The 15583-nt window shown below is 50.6% G+C and carries 20 protein-coding genes; 13 read left to right on the plus strand and 7 right to left on the minus strand.

Translation table 11 applies throughout. The features are described 5' to 3' along the window. Nucleotides 1-74: 74 nt before the first annotated feature. Together ACYVI1_RS12765 and ACYVI1_RS12770 are read left to right on the plus strand one after the other, a co-directional pair. On the plus strand, nt 75-530 hold the full coding sequence (locus ACYVI1_RS12765) for a DUF4890 domain-containing protein (protein WP_460910596.1): 456 nt from the start codon (nt 75-77) through the stop codon (nt 528-530). Between the two features lie 296 nt (nt 531-826). Further along, complete coding sequence (locus tag ACYVI1_RS12770; protein ID WP_460910598.1) at nt 827-3451, plus strand: glycoside hydrolase family 127 protein; 2625 nt, start codon at nt 827-829, stop codon at nt 3449-3451. A 62-nt stretch (nt 3452-3513) separates the two neighbouring features. On the opposite strand, the gene ACYVI1_RS12775 is transcribed toward ACYVI1_RS12770, so the two are convergent. The 3 genes from ACYVI1_RS12775 to ACYVI1_RS12785 all read right to left on the minus strand — a co-directional run bounded on the left by ACYVI1_RS12775 (nt 3514) and on the right by ACYVI1_RS12785 (nt 6594). Beyond that, complete coding sequence (locus ACYVI1_RS12775) at nt 3514-4563, minus strand: sensor histidine kinase (RefSeq protein WP_460910600.1); 1050 nt, start codon at nt 4561-4563, stop codon at nt 3514-3516. Nucleotides 4564-4656: 93 nt separating this feature from the next. Continuing rightward, a complete protein-coding gene (locus tag ACYVI1_RS12780) occupies nt 4657-5379 on the minus strand; it encodes a hypothetical protein (protein WP_460910602.1) in 723 nt (240 codons plus the stop codon). 678 nt (nt 5380-6057) lie between these two features. Further along, nucleotides 6058-6594 (minus strand): helix-turn-helix domain-containing protein, encoded by a 537-nt coding sequence (locus ACYVI1_RS12785; RefSeq protein WP_460910605.1) that lies wholly within the window; start codon nt 6592-6594, stop codon nt 6058-6060. A 112-nt stretch (nt 6595-6706) separates the two neighbouring features. Between ACYVI1_RS12785 and ACYVI1_RS12790 the strand changes: the two genes are divergently transcribed. The 11 genes from ACYVI1_RS12790 (at nt 6707) to ACYVI1_RS12840 (ending at nt 12800) form a co-directional block, all read left to right on the plus strand. After that, on the plus strand, nt 6707-6997 hold the full coding sequence (locus ACYVI1_RS12790) for a hypothetical protein (RefSeq protein WP_460910608.1): 291 nt from the start codon (nt 6707-6709) through the stop codon (nt 6995-6997). Nucleotides 6998-7188: 191 nt separating this feature from the next. After that, entirely contained in the window at nt 7189-7575 is a 387-nt protein-coding gene (locus ACYVI1_RS12795; RefSeq protein ID WP_460910611.1) for a hypothetical protein, read from the plus strand. A gap of 48 nt (nt 7576-7623) precedes the next feature. Beyond that, on the plus strand, nt 7624-7881 hold the full coding sequence (locus ACYVI1_RS12800; RefSeq protein WP_460910613.1) for a hypothetical protein: 258 nt from the start codon (nt 7624-7626) through the stop codon (nt 7879-7881). 1 nt (nt 7882) lies between these two features. Next, nucleotides 7883-8272: a hypothetical protein gene (locus ACYVI1_RS12805; RefSeq protein ID WP_460910615.1), complete on the plus strand. Its 390-nt coding sequence runs from the start codon at nt 7883-7885 to the stop codon at nt 8270-8272. A gap of 4 nt (nt 8273-8276) precedes the next feature. Next, nucleotides 8277-8411 (plus strand): hypothetical protein, encoded by a 135-nt coding sequence (locus ACYVI1_RS12810; RefSeq protein WP_460910618.1) that lies wholly within the window; start codon nt 8277-8279, stop codon nt 8409-8411. A gap of 4 nt (nt 8412-8415) precedes the next feature. Beyond that, on the plus strand, nt 8416-9411 hold the full coding sequence (locus ACYVI1_RS12815) for a hypothetical protein (RefSeq protein ID WP_460910620.1): 996 nt from the start codon (nt 8416-8418) through the stop codon (nt 9409-9411). Further along, nucleotides 9374-10102, plus strand: a complete 729-nt coding sequence (locus ACYVI1_RS12820) for a hypothetical protein (RefSeq protein ID WP_460910622.1) — start codon at nt 9374-9376, stop codon at nt 10100-10102. Before ACYVI1_RS12815 ends, ACYVI1_RS12820 begins: the two co-directional genes overlap by 38 nt. Next, the gene (locus tag ACYVI1_RS12825) at nt 10095-10553 is read left to right on the plus strand and encodes a VRR-NUC domain-containing protein (RefSeq protein WP_460910624.1); all 459 of its coding nucleotides are present in this window, start codon (nt 10095-10097) and stop codon (nt 10551-10553) included. The genes ACYVI1_RS12820 and ACYVI1_RS12825 overlap by 8 nt, the downstream gene beginning before the upstream one ends. Nucleotides 10554-10583: 30 nt before the next feature. Further along, a complete protein-coding gene (locus ACYVI1_RS12830; RefSeq protein ID WP_460910626.1) occupies nt 10584-11174 on the plus strand; it encodes a DUF4494 family protein in 591 nt (196 codons plus the stop codon). Nucleotides 11175-11253: 79 nt separating this feature from the next. Further along, nucleotides 11254-12090, plus strand: coding sequence for a hypothetical protein (locus ACYVI1_RS12835; protein ID WP_460910628.1), 837 nt, complete (start codon nt 11254-11256; stop codon nt 12088-12090). Then, a complete protein-coding gene (locus ACYVI1_RS12840) occupies nt 12087-12800 on the plus strand; it encodes a class I SAM-dependent methyltransferase (protein WP_460910630.1) in 714 nt (237 codons plus the stop codon). The genes ACYVI1_RS12835 and ACYVI1_RS12840 overlap by 4 nt, the downstream gene beginning before the upstream one ends. Before the next feature lie 558 nt (nt 12801-13358). Here ACYVI1_RS12840 and ACYVI1_RS12845 read toward each other — a convergent pair. From ACYVI1_RS12845 to ACYVI1_RS12860, 4 genes are all read right to left on the minus strand, one after another. Then, nucleotides 13359-13526 carry a lmo0937 family membrane protein gene (locus tag ACYVI1_RS12845; RefSeq protein WP_460910632.1) on the minus strand — a complete coding sequence of 56 codons (168 nt, stop codon included), beginning with the start codon at nt 13524-13526 and terminating at the stop codon, nt 13359-13361. A gap of 199 nt (nt 13527-13725) precedes the next feature. After that, entirely contained in the window at nt 13726-14340 is a 615-nt protein-coding gene (locus ACYVI1_RS12850; protein WP_460910634.1) for a hypothetical protein, read from the minus strand. A 166-nt stretch (nt 14341-14506) separates the two neighbouring features. After that, the gene (locus tag ACYVI1_RS12855; RefSeq protein ID WP_460910636.1) at nt 14507-15007 is read right to left on the minus strand and encodes a hypothetical protein; all 501 of its coding nucleotides are present in this window, start codon (nt 15005-15007) and stop codon (nt 14507-14509) included. Between the two features lie 150 nt (nt 15008-15157). Beyond that, entirely contained in the window at nt 15158-15364 is a 207-nt protein-coding gene (locus tag ACYVI1_RS12860) for a hypothetical protein (RefSeq protein ID WP_460910638.1), read from the minus strand. Nucleotides 15365-15583 lie beyond the last annotated feature (219 nt).

Genomic DNA, 15583 nt, shown 5'->3' on the forward strand with positions numbered 1-15583 from the left:
CCATAAATTCAGTACACCCATTAAACCATCGCGCCGAACGGCCGTCTTAGGTTCAGATTAAACAACCATGAACCATGTTAAAGAAACTTGCATTTAGCGCATTCGTATTCACTCTATTTTCTTTGCCGCTGCTGGCTCAGCAGACCACCACTACGCCCGATGCTCCGGCCAAAACCCGCATGGGCAGGAACCAGGGAATGCGGCATCAGGCAGTTGACCCGGCCACGCGCGCTCAAAAAATGACCGACCGAATGACGAAACAGTTGAGTCTGGACGAAGCCACGTCTAAGAAAGTGTATGCGCTGACACTGGCACGGGCCGAGAAAATGGATGCCATCCAGAAAAGCGCTGACGACAGGAAAACCAAAGTTCGGGCCATGAAAGCAAACGCCGACGAGTTCAGCAGCCAACTAAAAAGCACATTGACAACCGACCAATATGCTGCGTTTGAATCGATGCGGAGTCAGATGGGAAAAGGCCGGCATGCTGGTGGCGCCCGTGGCAGTAAAGACGGTACCGACCAGAAGTAAGCTGGCAGTTAAACTACGAAGTTGAAATCCCGGCGGTCGATTCATGAATCGACCGCCGGGATTTCGCTTTTTCGACCCCCGTAAATTGCTGCTGTATTTCCGTCTATGTGTTGATTTTTTTCTATAAAGGCTTCAATCCATCACCTTGATGCTTATTAACCATCGACTCATGCGTATATTACTCAGGCAGATTCCTTTTCAGATTAAGCACATAGATCCCTGTTTTGGAACAATACCCTCCAAACGTCATGAACAAGTTCTTAACCAAACCTTGTAGCTTGTTCACCTAAAGAATCATGAAAATTAACTGTTTACTCCTGCTTCTTGCCGGGCTGGCCACTTTTTCCGGCTACAGCCAGCCAACTACATCGGCCCTTGACCTGTCGGTTGGCTGGAAAATTCAGCCCGGCGACAATTCAGCCTATGCCAGCCCAACTGCCAGCGACCAGACCTGGGAAGCCGTCAGCGTAGGCACAAGCTGGGAAACACAGGGACTACCGGAGTACAACGGAATTGCCTGGTACCGCCTTCGGGTGGTGATTCCGTCGGCGCTGCGGCAGAAAAATCCATTGGTAAAGGGGCTGCGGCTGGCCCTAGGCAAAATTGACGATAACGACCAAACTTATTTGAATGGAGAGGAAGTTGGGCATACCTCGGGCTACAGCGAAAGCCGCGAGTACCTCATTCCCTACGACCGCATCCGGTGGGATGCCGAAAATGTGATTGCTGTTCGGGTAGAGGATAGCGCTGGTAAAGGCGGTATGCTGGCGGGCCCCTATGTGCTTGGCGGACCGGTAAAGCTCAGTACGGTTCTGGCCCTATCTGCCGATGAAAAACCGTCGATTCTGACGGGTACCGGCGAAACTTCGTTGACGAAGTCGGTGCAGTTTCGCGTTGCCGCACCCGTTGAAAAACTGGCCGGTACGCTTCGCACACGGGTTGTCAATACCAACACAAAGGCGGTGGTCTTTCAGAAAACGGACAACCTGACCTTTGGGCAGTCGGCTAAAGCAGCTTACACCTATTCGATGAAACTCGGCGGTAAAGGGGCCTACCGGGCCGATTATGTCTTCACTGTCCCCGCTCTGCCCGATTCCATCAGCTACAGTACGTTGGTTGGCTACCGGGCCGAACCGCGAGTGGGTGAGCACCTGACGTTTCCGGCCGTGGCGAAACGAATCCCCGACAAAACAGAAGCCTTTCCGCTCGAACACATCCGATTTGGCGGTTTTTTGCAGGAACGGCTGAAGGCAAACCTAACGCAGCGGCTGCTGAATATCGACGAGCAGGGAATTCTGGAAGGGTTCTACAACCGACCCGGCAAGCAGACCTGGGTAGGTGAGTATCCCGGCAAATACCTCCACGCAGCCAGCCGGGTCTGGCGGTATTCACATGACCCGCAACTAAAAGTGCAGATGGACCGGATTGTGGACATTCTGATCGGGACGCAACTGGAAAGCGGGTACCTCGGCACCTATATTCCAGCTAATTACTGGAAAGCGTGGGATGTATGGGCGCATAAATACGACCTGCTTGGGCTGCTTAGTTACTACGAAGCAACGGGTTACTCACCCGCTCTCGAAACGGCAACGCGCGTCGGCGATTTGCTGGTTCGCTCATTTGGCAACGGACCGGGGCAGTTGAACATCGTGGAAACCGGCGAACACGTTGGCATGGCATCTGCCAGCGTTCTCGAACCCATGACCGACCTCTACCGCTTCACGGGTGAGAAAAAATACCTTGATTTCTGCCAGTATATTCTCGACGCCTACGAGTCGCCCAAAGGCCCCCGGATCATCTCAACGCTCAACACGATTGGCAAAGTAGATAAAACCGCCAATGGCAAAGCCTATGAAATGATGTCGAACTTCGTTGGTATTGTCAAGCTCTATCAATTGACGGGCGAGGCTGCGCTGTTGACGGCCGTTGAACGGGCCTGGCAGGACATAGTGACCAACAAACTTTACATTACGGGTGCGGCCAGTTCGCATGAGTTGTTTCAGAAGGACGGCGTTTTGCCCGCCGAAAACGGCGACAGCATGGGCGAGGGCTGCGTAACAACGACCTGGATTCAGTTCAATCAGGCCCTTTATGCACTAACGGGGGAGGCTAAATACGTCGATGAACTCGAAAAAGCCATTTATAACCATTTATTTGCCGCCGAAAACCCGCAGACGGGCTGCGTGAGTTATTACACGGCTTTGGTCGGAAAAAAACCGTATCGCTGCACCATTTTTGCTCATTGCTGCCTGGCCAGCGTACCCAGGGGATTTGCCATCACCCCCGAATTGGTCTACACTAAAAACACCGATAACGGCCTAAATATCAATATTTACTCTGCCGGGGAAGTACAGGATACAATTCTGACAACAAGTGGGGAGAAAATGCCTTTCAAACTGGCGATAACTTCTCTATTTCCTGCCGAAGGGCTGGCCACAATTTCGGTTCAACCGGCCCGTCGGGCAGCTTTCAAACTGGCACTGCACGTGCCAGCCTGGGCACGGAACTTCCGGGCAACGGTTGGCGATAAAGTCCGAACCGGAACACCAGGCCAGTACCTGACGCTGGACCAAATCTGGGAACCCAACACAACTATTCAGGTCGCTTTTGACCTGAATCCGCAATTGCTCGATGGCGGACAAAGTTATCCGGGGATGGTGGCGCTGAAGAACGGCCCACAGGTGCTGGCCCTCGATCAGGCGCTTAATCCCACCATCAGCGACCTGCGTACTGTAACGCTCGAATCGCCCGCATTGAAAGCCCTCTCACCAACGGTGCTGCCTAAGGGCTGGGTTGGGGCGCAGGTCTACAGCGCACAGGGCCGGGTAGATGGCAAACTGGTTGAGCTAAAGTTAGTACCCTATGCCGAGGCCGGACAAACCGGGGGCGACCTGGAAGTCTGGCTGAAGAAAACGCCTTAAGTTAAGCTGCGACAACTGAGAACGGGTCAACTGGTTAGTGGGTCCGGCCTGCGACTGGGCAACTATACCAGCCGTAGGGTAACACGAAACTCAGACCCGTTGTCCTCGATGACGGGGGCGGGTCGGCCCAGCATCTGGTACTTGGTAATGATGTTGCTCAGGCCCACCCCGTTGCTCAATACGCGCGTGGACTTGCGCTGTATGTTATTGCTGACCACAAGCTGGTTAGCGGGGTCAGTATACAAATAGATCGTTAGGGGCTGTTCGGGCAGTACAATGTTGTGCTTAACGGCGTTCTCAATCAGCAGTTGCAGCGTCAGGGGCGGGAGTTGCCCGGCTTCGGTGCCGGATAGAACGTGGGTCGTTAAGACAAGTGAATCCCCGTGGCGAGTTTTGAGCAGGTGGTAGTACGAGTTAAGAAAGTCCAGCTCAGCCCTCAAGGGCACCAGTGGTGCGTCGTTGCAGCGGAGCAGGTATCGGTACACCGAACTCAGTTCTTCGCTGAACTGTTCGGCCTTCTGCGGATCTTCGCCGATAAGGGCGGTTAGCGAATTAAGGCTGTTGAACAGAAAGTGTGGATTAACCTGCTGACGGAGGGCATCCAGTTCTGTCTGCATCTTCGCCTTTTTAAGGTCTTCAGTATCCGTCAGGGCCAGCCTGTAGAGTTTCAGGTAGTAAATGACCTCATAAACTCCCCCAACGATGAAGGCAAACGAAATGGCCATGACGATATGCGTCAGGTACATACGGAGCGTCGGGGTTTTAATCAAACCCGTTGGGTCAATTTGGCTGAGGCCCCAGGTTTCGAAGGGCTGCATCAGGGTTATCACCACTGCGTAACCGACAAAGGTGAGCAGAACACGCCGACCGGTATTATCTATGTGAAAATAGTTGGCCCGCGCCTGGAATACCCACCACCGTAATAACTCCCAGATTACGCCAGTCGTTAGTAATCCCCACCCAAAGGTCAGCCCTACTAATGGCCAGGCAAAACCGTACTCACGTATGTAGAAATACACAAATGGTAGAACAGCCATCGGCACGCCGATGATACGAAACCATTTGTCGTTGGGTTTAGCCCGTTGCGAATCGTCAGTGAGTATTGCCTGCACACCAAATCAACCAGATAAACAAAAATACAAACTTTGCGAATGTGACAAGAGACCTGGTTAAGATTTAGTTAAGTAATGGATAGCGCCGGTTCATTACTGTTTACGATTCACCACAATGGTGGTTGCGTCGAAGGAGCCGGTATGCGGAAACCCCATCCAGAGCCTTGCCGCGCCAAATTGACGGGCTATTGACCGGAACGGCGACAGAATCGTGTGCTCTTTCTCACCCGAAGCGCCGTCGCCACCCAGGGCGATGTGTGCAGTTGGGCTGGCATTTATCCTGAGGGTAACCACCACACTGAATATCTTGTCGCGAGGGAACGAGCCAAACGTAGTAGCGGCATCATCATCGAGCCGCACTTTGTTGTCTGGCATAAAATCCAGGTGCAAAAAACTGGTCAGTGTACTCGGTGCCTGACCGATAGGCTCAAACTGAATGGTGGCAATGCCACTACCAGAGGGCATGAACATAAACGTGGAAAACGTGTATTCGCCGTCTCCCTTAAAGGTGGAGAGATTACATTTAAGACCCGATACTGATTGTTGGTTAGCTGTACGCGTGATCTGTACCCATTTACCGCCGGTTTGTACGGGTGAAGCTATCACTTTAACGCTGCCCACTGGCCCGTCTACATTGGCCGTGCCCACCTGCTGGTTCGTTGCCGGTGGCTGATTGACAGATGTTGGGTCGAAATTCGACTGGAACAACGTTTCCCGATTGCAACTGGTGAGCAGCAGGAGCGACACGAGCGCGAACAGCATAGGGTTGCCTGTTCGTTGGGGACGGTTGAGGAAGGAGTCTATGGGAGTAGCCATGTTAAACAGATCTGATGGACTCAATGAGAAAGGAGACGTAATCCTGGGTAATCAATTGACCACAAGGTAGTCGCTTAGTCAATTAGTTACTCTAATGTTTTATTCACTGGTCGTCATCGTTTACCTGAGAAGCTGTTTGACCGGGACAAATGAAAAAAGTCTTAATCCTTATTCTGCTGGAAGTGAGACTCTTGGATGAATTTACATTCAATCCTTCGGAGTCAGGTCGCGGTGTCTTAATCCTTATTCTGCTGGAAGTCCATTGTATATCATTAGGCAAAAGTGGACAGATGGGGGAAACCAGCAGGGGGGCTTTTGTTATTCTGTACTTTCTGAAAAAACAGATACAGCACAATCCATATGAGTCGCCAAAAATTAGACCAAAAAGTATATACCGCCGAAAACTAAATTGCAGTTTCACGGTAAGTCTGAAACAGCGAATCCTGAAATTTGTGGTGCCCCATAACGAAATCAGCCACTCAACATTACTGCTAAGTGGCTAACTATCAGGCTCCCGAAGCTGGGGAGTTGAATTTCGCGTATCTGATTGATAATCAGAGGGTAATTTCACCTACAGCCACCTTGTAGCGGAAATCTGTAGCGAAACTACGCAAAATTCCGGTTTTACTTACCACGAACCCGGCAATTTGCCGCGTCTGACTGCTAACGCCGAGGGAATTAGTTACGCTTGGTAGGCCAGGTTTGCGAAATACCGAACGCATTCCGAATATCAACCGGAATCATGCGCCGTTCGGCCTGCTTCGCAAATGCCAAATCCAAATACAACTGTTCGCCCTGGGTGGTCTCGGTAGCAGACCTATTTTTTCCCTCGATGTCTTTTCCCAACTGACTGCTGACGACGGTTCGTAGAATCGAAACGGTTTCTTCCAATCGTTCGATTTCTTTGCGAAGGCCCGCGTTCTCAGTGGCTAATACCTCCTGTCTGCCATTTCCACCAGTGACCGTTACCGATTGCGTCTGCTGACCCGTAAGAATATACATCGGGTCAAAATCGGGATAATGCACGGCCATGCGCTGCAAAATGTCCGGTGCCGGTTGCTTGTTGCGCCCCGCTTCGTAATTGTAAAAGACGGATGGTTTTATGCCGATCCGTTTGGCAACTTTAGACGGGCCATCTTTTTTCTGAATAAACTCCAATAGCCTGACTGTCATCGGGTCCAGTTCAATAGCTACCGGCTCTACAGGTTGTTCCATAGATTTTTATTTTAGTTGTGACAATATTATTATTCTAATTGTTATATATTTGTGACAACACAATCACGATACCAGTGTCTTTTAGTGTTGTTGTGACAAACATATAACAATTATGGAAACAATACGCATTCCCGGAAACCTTTATTATTTAACCGGCAAATTTCCGCCCAGATACGGTACGTATGAGAAATTAGTGGATAGACTCAACCAAAAGGGATTGCGTTCGCTACAGGGAGAGACCTTTAATAAGAATATTATCAATAATATAGTACGAGGGCAATCCCGAGACGAACGCGTTCGCCTGGAACTAATTGCAATGTTAGCCGAGGTAGAGGGGCGGTTGGCAGACGTTAGTTCGTACTTAGAAGCCGCTGAACAGGTTCTCAACGTAGAGCGGGCATAGACTACGTAAATCGCACGTTGACGATTTGCGTTTTTTTATCGTAAATTTTTATTCTAATTGTGATAATTTTTATCGTATTGGTTAGTTTATTAATTATAATTGTGATATATTTGTCACAGTTAAAACAAACAGAAATGCCCGGCTCGCGACCAACGATACACCGGGCAAATCCTAAAACCAAGAACAAAGCTATGACAATGCACCCCATTTCCCAAAAATTTGCAACGGCTCAAGCGGCTCTGCACCGCGTTGAATTCAAAAACCGCCCCCTCTCCGACATCGACTTTGTCGACGAGCAGGACGAGTTTATGCACCTGCTGGAGAAGAAAGTAACGGATTCCTGCGAATCCATCGAACTGACGGAAGACAAGCCCTACGGCGATAAAATCCGGCTTTCCTTCCGGGTTTGCCTTCGCCTGTTTGCGGGCTATGAACGCGGTTGTAGCGGTCCTGAGCCGGTTTGGAATACCGAAACCGAAACGCTTCACATCGACCTGAATCCGAAAATGAGCGTCGATTTAGCGCTCTATACGATAGCGTCCGAGGTAGCCGGCCTTGCTCATAACGCCCTTTCCTAACCTCCGCCCGGTGCTGTAATGCACCGGGCTTAAACTTTTCTATCAATCATGCTAATCAAGTTCTTCGCCGTTCTCGGCATCGGCTGTTTTGCCGGTTTCCTGTTGATACTGGCCGTATTCGGACCCCGAACGTACCGGTTTTTACGCGACGAATACCGGGCCGGTCGCCTTCGCCTGCCCGCCTGGGTGTATCGTGTCTGGCATTTCCTGCGCCGGTTCGTTAGGAACCTGCCCTCATTGGCTGAATTGGTATTCATCGCGTCGGTTTGGCTCATCACCTGGTTAGCCGTCGTCATTTTCTGCTGATATGGCTAAAGTACTCCACGCCCGCGCCAAACGACAGGCTCATTCATTAGTCGAGTTATTCTACAACGATCTGCCTGCGGACTGGCATGAGAACGGCGAGATGAACCAGTTCGATTTAGAACTGTGGCTCGCCGGGTTCGATGTCAAAGCACTCGAAAGCGGCTGGCACGGTTTTACCCTGCTACGCGAAGCCCGGAACCGGGCCGAACGCTATTATCAGCGCGAATTTAAACAGCCCCACCACGATCCCGAAACGTGGGCGTTCTTCCGCTTCCGGCTCGAAATGGCCCTACTGCTGACCATTGGCGTCGATGCGCTCACGCTCGAACACTGCTACCTGTGGCATGATGTCTTAGCCGAGGTTGCCGTTTGTCTGCACTATCAATCCTAACGCCATGCCGCTCAAACCAACCGAATCCGAACTTATCGCGACCACCATCGCCTATGGCCTGATGGCTGTCGGCTCCATAGTCGCGCTGGTCATCATTATCGGCGTCAACTGGCCGAAGATTAAAGCTTTATTTTCCTGATTTCATGGATTACCTACAACTGGTTCGGTCTTTTTGGGCTAAGCATAAACAGGAGCCTTTTACGGGCAACGAAACGCTACTCTATTGGCGGCTCGTCGAACTGTTTAATGCTGAAGGTGTCGGAAAGAACTGGCCAGAGGAGATGCGTTTCAGCGACGGTACACTGTGCCGGGAAACCGGCCTTTCCTTCAACACCATTAAGGGCGAAAAAGGAGCCAGATTAACGCTCACCAATCGCGGTTTACTTTCCTTTGTACCGGCTGGAAAAGGCTTTCGGGCGGGTGGTTTGTACCGACTCGTTACCCCTGAAAGTTCGTCAAAAAGATCGTCAACAACCTCGTCAAAAAACGATGAACTACCCGAAAGTTCGTCAAATTCTGACGAAGTGATTGACGAAGTTAACTCAAAAGATAGTCAGCAACCTCGTCAGGAACCTCGTCAAAATTTGACGAACTCGCCTATATATATAGAAAACCAAACACCAAACGAACAAACATCAAACTTAAACGACGACGCGAGCGCGAATGATTGTTTTGTCGTAGCTGAAAAAAAGGGAACCCCAACCCCCGATTCCGCCCGCCCCCCTTCCCCTTTAAAACCGATACCGATACCAGCCGGGAAAGTGTACGGCGACGGGGAATTGCAGGCCATTGTTTTTGCCTATTACGCCGAGTTCCCCGATCAATTCCCCCTGCACATCTACCCGAAATTCATCGCCTACCATACCAGCATTATCCGCAAGGGCGACCCGCAACACATCGGTAAGGAACGATGGCGAACACAGGACGCCTGGGACATCGAAATACGCCTGAATTCATGGTACACCAAATCCCAGGATAAACCAAGCAACCAACAGCAAGCCAATGGAAACCAACCCGCAACCCTCGCTCCCGGCCACACCCACTCCGCCCATGCCGACCGCTATGGAAGTGCAGACTACGAAAAAGCCTTTAGCCTCGTTGATGCCCTTGTTAACGCGGGTGGTCTCAACGGACAATGAAATCGGTACGGCTCTGGCCACGCGGAACGGGGCCGAAGTGGAACGGCTCCATCAGGTTCGGGCCGGTCACATTATGGCCGTTGGTATCGGTCTGTCGGCTATTACGGCCAATGGCTTACCCGCCATTCTCAAACACGGTACCCAACTTTCCGTCATTCGGCAAACCGACGAGGCCGTACTACTTAAATCCCTCATCATCCTGATTGGCCTGACCAATGACGCCCTGAATGTGCCGCGCATGAATGCCAGTCAAATGCTCGACGCGGCCCGGCATATCCTGAAAACCTTCTGGTATTTCAAGCCCGAAGAAATCGCCTATGCCTTCGATCAGGGTCGCGCCGGTCGCTACGGCAAAGTGTACAACCGGCTCGATCTGGAAATTCTGGAAGGCTGGCTACTGGCCTACGACATCGACGAGCGAAACGCGCTCTGTGAACGCGGTCGGAGTGAGAATGCGGACGAAGCCCAAGAAAGTACCAAACTATCCGTCGATGCGGTTCGCGATAGTTATCAACGCTTTGCCGAGGGCGAACCCACTCTCCAGCAAAAGAAAGAAGCCGAGAAGCGGTTGGCCGACCAACAGGAACGCCGGGAACGCTACAATTACCACCATTTCCGGGAACAGTATTTCTCCGGCAAAGACAGTCCGCAACCTCAACCCGCAACCCAATCCGAACCCACCCATGAGTAACACCCTATCGGCGGAGGAATACCAGGCGCTAAACCAGCCGGGCGGAAAAGCCAAAAAAGCGAGGCCCGAGACCCTTTCAGCCGCCCAATTCCGGGCTGAACACGTCGATCAGGATGAACACGAGTTGCAGTCATTAGGAATCGAATGGTTTCGCCTGGCTTACCCGCAACTCTTGCTCTATGCCATTCCCAACGCGGCTAAACGCTCGATTGTGCTGGCTGCCCGTCTGAGCGATGAGGGCTTGGTTCGTGGTATTCCTGACCTGCATCTGGCCTATCCCTGCAATGGGAAACCGGGCCTCTACATTGAAACCAAAACCGTAAACGGCAAACCCTCCGACGCTCAAATCAAGATTCACGCCTACCTGCGGGCGGTCGGCTATGAGGTCATTATGCCGCAAACGTTCGAGCAGTTTCAAGCCGGTGTACTGGCCTATCTAAAACTTTATTAATTGATTTTAACCCTATAAATCTGTTTACTTATGCTTACCTGGTATCAATCGAAAGTCAAATACGAACAGTCGGTCGAGGGTAAAATCAAAACCGTACCTGAGTTATTCCTACACGAAGCGGTCAACTTCGGGGAGGTTGAAGCCCACTGTTACGAGCATCTAAAAAAACGCATCAAATCGCCTGATGTAGATGCCATCGCTAAAGCACCCTTTGATGAGGTGATTTTCCACAAAGGCACTGACGACAAAAGCCTGATTGGTGCGCCCTTTTACCGGGTTGATCTGAACTGGCTCGATGACAAAAGTTGCTACTTGATTCCGGCAAGTGATGCTGAACAGGCTATTGAGCGAGCCTTGAGATTTCATGGACGCGCTGAAGCCAGTCACGTTACCGGCGTGAAGAAAACAGAAATACAGGGCGTATGGCACCCCCACAACGAGCTATGGCAGGGGGATTGGCACAACCGAATGGATTTACTGCTGCAACTCGGTCGCCATAGCTACGACATAAATCAGACGGAGTTGGATTTCGATATTAAGGTTGATGACCAACCAAAAAAGAAGAAAGCCAGCGTTACGATCACCTTCCGAAAGAAAAATGGCGACCCCGTTGACGCCTAACCGATAGTTTTTTCATGTGGATTCTGGGCAATAACCGGGCCGATTTTGCGCCCGGTTATTCTACATCTTCTCTGTCACGATGACTAAACCATACTACACCGCCGATGCCAGCTTAATCAAGTTTCTGCGCGACTTCTACAGCATTGGCCAACTCGAAATCATTTACTGCACGCTCACCGATGGCGGAGTCATACCCGGCATGAGTGACCGGGAGCGTGCCGAGCGAACCGATGCGGTGGCCCAAATTTTAGGCAAAACGCCCAGTACCGAACCTATAGAGATGCCTAAGGTGCCCCAACCCAAACAGCCCATGAACCAGCCCGAAACCCCGAAAATGGAACTGACTAAAGCCCGCCGATTGGCCGAAGGACTGGTCGCCCGGCTCGAAGATTTCTGCGACCGAATCCACATTGCCGGTTCGATACGCCGGTTAAAGCCGGAAGTCAAAGACATCGAGATCGTCTGTCAGCCCAAAACGTGGCAGACGGGCAGTACGGGGCTGTTTGATACGCCGACCACGCCGGTTGTGATACCGGCCTTTCGGCGGGAAGTCGAGGGCGTTGGCGGTATCGGGGAGGTGTTGAAAGGCAAAGCCGATGGCCGCTACATGCAGATTCTACTGCCTTCGGGTATCAAGCTGGATTTGTTCATGCCCTCGGCGCATGACTACTATCGCCAGTTGGCTATCCGCACCGGCTCGGCGGAGTACTCGGCCCAAACGATTGCGGTCGGCTGGAAGAAAAAGGGCTGGTGTGGCACGGCTGACGGCCTGCGTCGAATTGCCGACTGTGAGGAAACGAAATCGGGCTGGAAAGTCATCAACCCGAATGCTGAACTACCGCCCTACTGGAAATCTGAGGAGGAATTTTTCGCCTGGCTCGGCATCAAGTGGATTGAACCTAAGAATAGACTATGACCGACCTGTTCGATAATCCCGTACCTGCGCTCGTCGAGAGAAAAACGCGCAAAAATGCACCTGGTCAGCAGCTACAGATTTGCCCTGAAATCAAATCGATTAGCTTCGATCAGGACGAATTGTTGCAAAACATACTGACCCTTTATGTTGCCGGCAGCACATTCGATGTGGATGCGACCTACGGGTATGGTGAGTTTTACAAACGCATTCCCCGCCCGAAACTGTGCTTTGACATCGATCCGAAAAAACCAGAAGCGACGCTCGGTGATAGTCGAAACCTGCCCATTCCCAGCTCGAGCATTAAAAGCCTGATGTTCGACCCGCCGTTCGTGGTGAGCAATCACGTCACGTCCGAAAACTACGTCATGAGCGAAAAGTACGGCGGCTATAAAACCATTACCGAACTCCGAAACCACTACAAAACCTCTCTCGACGAGTTCAGCCGCGTTCTACGCCCAAGGGGAATTCTGGTCTTTAAATGTCAAGATTTCGTGCATGGCCGTTCGAATTACTTCATTCACAACGAAATCTATGAGATGGCGAAAGCGTCGGGGTTCAAGGGCGTTGACCTGTACATCTTATTTGCCCGAAACCGTTTTCGTGGTGGGGTCAACGAGCAAAACCACGCCCGAAAATTCCATTCCTATTTCTGGATTTTTAGAAAGATGCAGAAGCAGCGCAAGAAATCAGGCAGCGAAGTCAGCGACTAAACCAAAAGCCAAAACCAGTAAACCGGCCCGGAAGGGTGTGAAGAAGTCATAAGAGTAATCAGCCTCTATCAACCCTACGCGACGCTCGTTGTCATCGGTGCGAATCGATTCGAGACCCGCCATTGGCCAACCAACGTGCGCGACTCGCCAGTTTAGAAAATGTTGGCTTTTTTTACATCAGATAATCCAGTAGCAGTATTCCTACTGTGAGCAACAATACAATCACAAACACCACGAACCCGGTCAGACAACCGGCTTTCTGGTTTGGCATTGTTTTACCAGTTTAGTTATCAGCACGTTTCCTAAGCCTGTTTTATATCTCCCCAAACAAATATACCAGCGTAATGGTCAGCACCAGGGCCACCACCATTCCCACCAGTAGGGACTCTTTTACGGCGAGCCGAAAGTATTTACGTTCTGCCATTGGGCAAATTAGATGAAGTAACATTTTGCCAAAAATAAGGAATAGTATAATCTTACGCTAAAATGACACAACGCCCGGTTCTGCCTACCAGCAGCCGGGCGTTGTCAGTCTACTTGTTTACAATCCACCTCTGGTCACACGCTTCGGCCTTGAATCAGCCGTAGCACGATCATAATAACCGCGATGACCAGAAGCACATGAATTAAACCGCTGCTGCCGATGCCCGCGCCCAAAACGCCTAAAAAGCCCAGTAGCCAGATGATGATCAGCACGACGGCGATGGTGTACAGAAGATTGCCCATGTTGGTAAGTTAGTTAAGGTAAAAGTAGGTGCATTGATGCAATAACCAGTTCTGGTCAACAATGTTAGGAACTTTAAACGGTAGTCCCATAGCGATACAAATTGGCTTATCCCGTTCCCGGCAAACTAATTGTTTTTCTTCTCAACCAAGTTCAGTGGGGTAGTGTAATACCCCCTGGTGGTAAGCCTGCCTACGTCACCTATCGCAACAGATCGACCAGAACAAGGGCTAACCCGACAATTAAGGCAATTAACCCTAACGGGGAGGCAACATTAAGCAGGAGCAGAATGAGACCTATAACGCCGACAATTAGACCGATGGTCAACAGGGATTTAGCCATGGTACGCTCAGGTGCCAACTGGTCTTTTATTTTCTTATCCAACTTCTTGAGCATCAGCCGCTGGAATAACGTCGTTTTTTGAGCCGGGGCGGTCTTGGTCGACATAGCCGCTTGGGCGGTTGGACTTGCCAATAATTTACTCACCCGCGCCATACGCTGGACTACCTTTTTATTCGATGCCAGCTTGCTATCGTTGCGTACATACGTCTCTATCTGCCGTATGGCCTGATTAGCCTGGGCCAGTGAAGGCACCCCGGCTACTGGTTGAGGGGAAGAAACTGCCACTGTAGGCGATGCCTCCTCCAATAGCGTTGATGGGGTAGCTTCCATTGGCGTAGCCATTACCGACAGGGTTTTGGTGGAAGTCACCTGCTGCCGTGCCGTGGACTGGAAATAAGCCACTGGGCGGCTGCATGAGGAAAAGACAGCCCCGCTCAACAGCGTAGCCAAAAGCAGTTTGGAAAATGAGTTCATAGTAAACGATTTTTAAAATGAAGTAAAATAGACTACCCTCAACAACCTCATCTGGACGGATTTGTTAGAGGGGCAACGGTTTAAGGAAAGAAAAAAACTCACTCAGTCAATTCACTGGTTAATTGACCCAATGGTGGTATTGTTTTAGGGGTACCTCTCCAGTAGTCTACAAGGCGAGGTTCTGCTCCACCTTATAGAAGATCACGCCCCGGAAATGAGCCTGTAATTTTTTGGCCAGTTCATTCAGGTACAAAAAGCCTGCTCGCTGAAGGGAGTTTTTTCGTTTGCTATAGGCAATGGGCACCGCTTTGCCTTTGGGCAATTTACTTCCCTCAGCCACCTGTTCCGGGGTGTACAGCTGACCGGTTAGTTTCACCATATTTCCCCTGACTGACACCTGACCAGCAAAAACAACGTTTTGCTGTCCGTCAACTGGTTTTACTGAAGAGGTCAGCAACAAACCATCACTGGCAGCCGAGAAGGTAATGGATTGCTCGGTCAATACGCGAATAATCGCCTGATAGGTTTGCGTATCGGCCAGGTCGGTGGTGATTAAAATCACATTGGCCCCCTCAAAAGGAGGGCGCTGGCCGTGTGCATGAGGCCCCATCAGCCCCAGCGTTAGGGTCAGCCAATAGGCAGACCGTTTTGCTGCAAAGTGTCCCATCGCTTTAGGTATGAACGTTGATAAACTGAGAAATTCACCTGCCAATCCTTGAGGCCGTCGCTTGGCTACCACTCCCTGCCGTTGTGTTAGTTGCCAAAAAAAGGCCAGTCAGTAACCAGCCCATTTTTTATCGACTCACTCTAGTAAGTGTTAGTGTGCGGTTCTCCATCTAAGAAACCTATAGCCCGTGTAGGAGTAAATAAAAATGGCTGAGGTTTCGACGACGGCCTCGGTATAGTCTTTGGCGTAGATACCTGTTCTGTAATCCTGCACCCAATCAATGAGGGCCGCACAGTACAGAAACAAGCTAGCAAGACTCCCCATGATGACTGCCAGGATAACCAATGTCTGTCGCATAAGCATTGAACCGAGTTAATAAATCCTTTTTTAACGTATGTATAACTTTAAAAAGGAATGGTGGTATTTATCTATAGATGCAATTTGTTTGCCGGGAATAATTGCCGTGTTTAATCCTGTAATGGCTTTCCTGTATTTACACAAAAAAATAAGGTTTAAACTACTTTAAAGGCCGATCCCTCACACCACTAATTGTTACTAAATCAGATTTACTATCTA

Source organism: Spirosoma areae (assembly GCF_054781775.1).

What these genes read in the sequence shown, in the direction of transcription:
- ACYVI1_RS12765 (WP_460910596.1), top strand. Translation starts at nt 75, where the DNA reads ATGTTAAAGAAACTTGCATTTAGCGCATTCGTATTCACTCTATTTTCT.
- ACYVI1_RS12785 (WP_460910605.1), bottom strand. Translation starts at nt 6,594, where the DNA reads ATGGAACAACCTGTAGAGCCGGTAGCTATTGAACTGGACCCGATGACA.
- ACYVI1_RS12790 (WP_460910608.1), top strand. Translation starts at nt 6,707, where the DNA reads ATGGAAACAATACGCATTCCCGGAAACCTTTATTATTTAACCGGCAAA.
- ACYVI1_RS12815 (WP_460910620.1), top strand. Translation starts at nt 8,416, where the DNA reads ATGGATTACCTACAACTGGTTCGGTCTTTTTGGGCTAAGCATAAACAG.
- ACYVI1_RS12830 (WP_460910626.1), top strand. Translation starts at nt 10,584, where the DNA reads ATGCTTACCTGGTATCAATCGAAAGTCAAATACGAACAGTCGGTCGAG.
- ACYVI1_RS12780 (WP_460910602.1), bottom strand. Translation starts at nt 5,379, where the DNA reads ATGGCTACTCCCATAGACTCCTTCCTCAACCGTCCCCAACGAACAGGC.
- ACYVI1_RS12805 (WP_460910615.1), top strand. Translation starts at nt 7,883, where the DNA reads ATGGCTAAAGTACTCCACGCCCGCGCCAAACGACAGGCTCATTCATTA.
- ACYVI1_RS12835 (WP_460910628.1), top strand. Translation starts at nt 11,254, where the DNA reads ATGACTAAACCATACTACACCGCCGATGCCAGCTTAATCAAGTTTCTG.
- ACYVI1_RS12855 (WP_460910636.1), bottom strand. Translation starts at nt 15,007, where the DNA reads ATGGGACACTTTGCAGCAAAACGGTCTGCCTATTGGCTGACCCTAACG.
- ACYVI1_RS12820 (WP_460910622.1), top strand. Translation starts at nt 9,374, where the DNA reads ATGCCCTTGTTAACGCGGGTGGTCTCAACGGACAATGAAATCGGTACG.
- ACYVI1_RS12795 (WP_460910611.1), top strand. Translation starts at nt 7,189, where the DNA reads ATGACAATGCACCCCATTTCCCAAAAATTTGCAACGGCTCAAGCGGCT.
- ACYVI1_RS12800 (WP_460910613.1), top strand. Translation starts at nt 7,624, where the DNA reads ATGCTAATCAAGTTCTTCGCCGTTCTCGGCATCGGCTGTTTTGCCGGT.
- ACYVI1_RS12825 (WP_460910624.1), top strand. Translation starts at nt 10,095, where the DNA reads ATGAGTAACACCCTATCGGCGGAGGAATACCAGGCGCTAAACCAGCCG.
- ACYVI1_RS12840 (WP_460910630.1), top strand. Translation starts at nt 12,087, where the DNA reads ATGACCGACCTGTTCGATAATCCCGTACCTGCGCTCGTCGAGAGAAAA.
- ACYVI1_RS12845 (WP_460910632.1), bottom strand. Translation starts at nt 13,526, where the DNA reads ATGGGCAATCTTCTGTACACCATCGCCGTCGTGCTGATCATCATCTGG.
- ACYVI1_RS12850 (WP_460910634.1), bottom strand. Translation starts at nt 14,340, where the DNA reads ATGAACTCATTTTCCAAACTGCTTTTGGCTACGCTGTTGAGCGGGGCT.
- ACYVI1_RS12860 (WP_460910638.1), bottom strand. Translation starts at nt 15,364, where the DNA reads ATGCGACAGACATTGGTTATCCTGGCAGTCATCATGGGGAGTCTTGCT.
- ACYVI1_RS12810 (WP_460910618.1), top strand. Translation starts at nt 8,277, where the DNA reads ATGCCGCTCAAACCAACCGAATCCGAACTTATCGCGACCACCATCGCC.
- ACYVI1_RS12770 (WP_460910598.1), top strand. Translation starts at nt 827, where the DNA reads ATGAAAATTAACTGTTTACTCCTGCTTCTTGCCGGGCTGGCCACTTTT.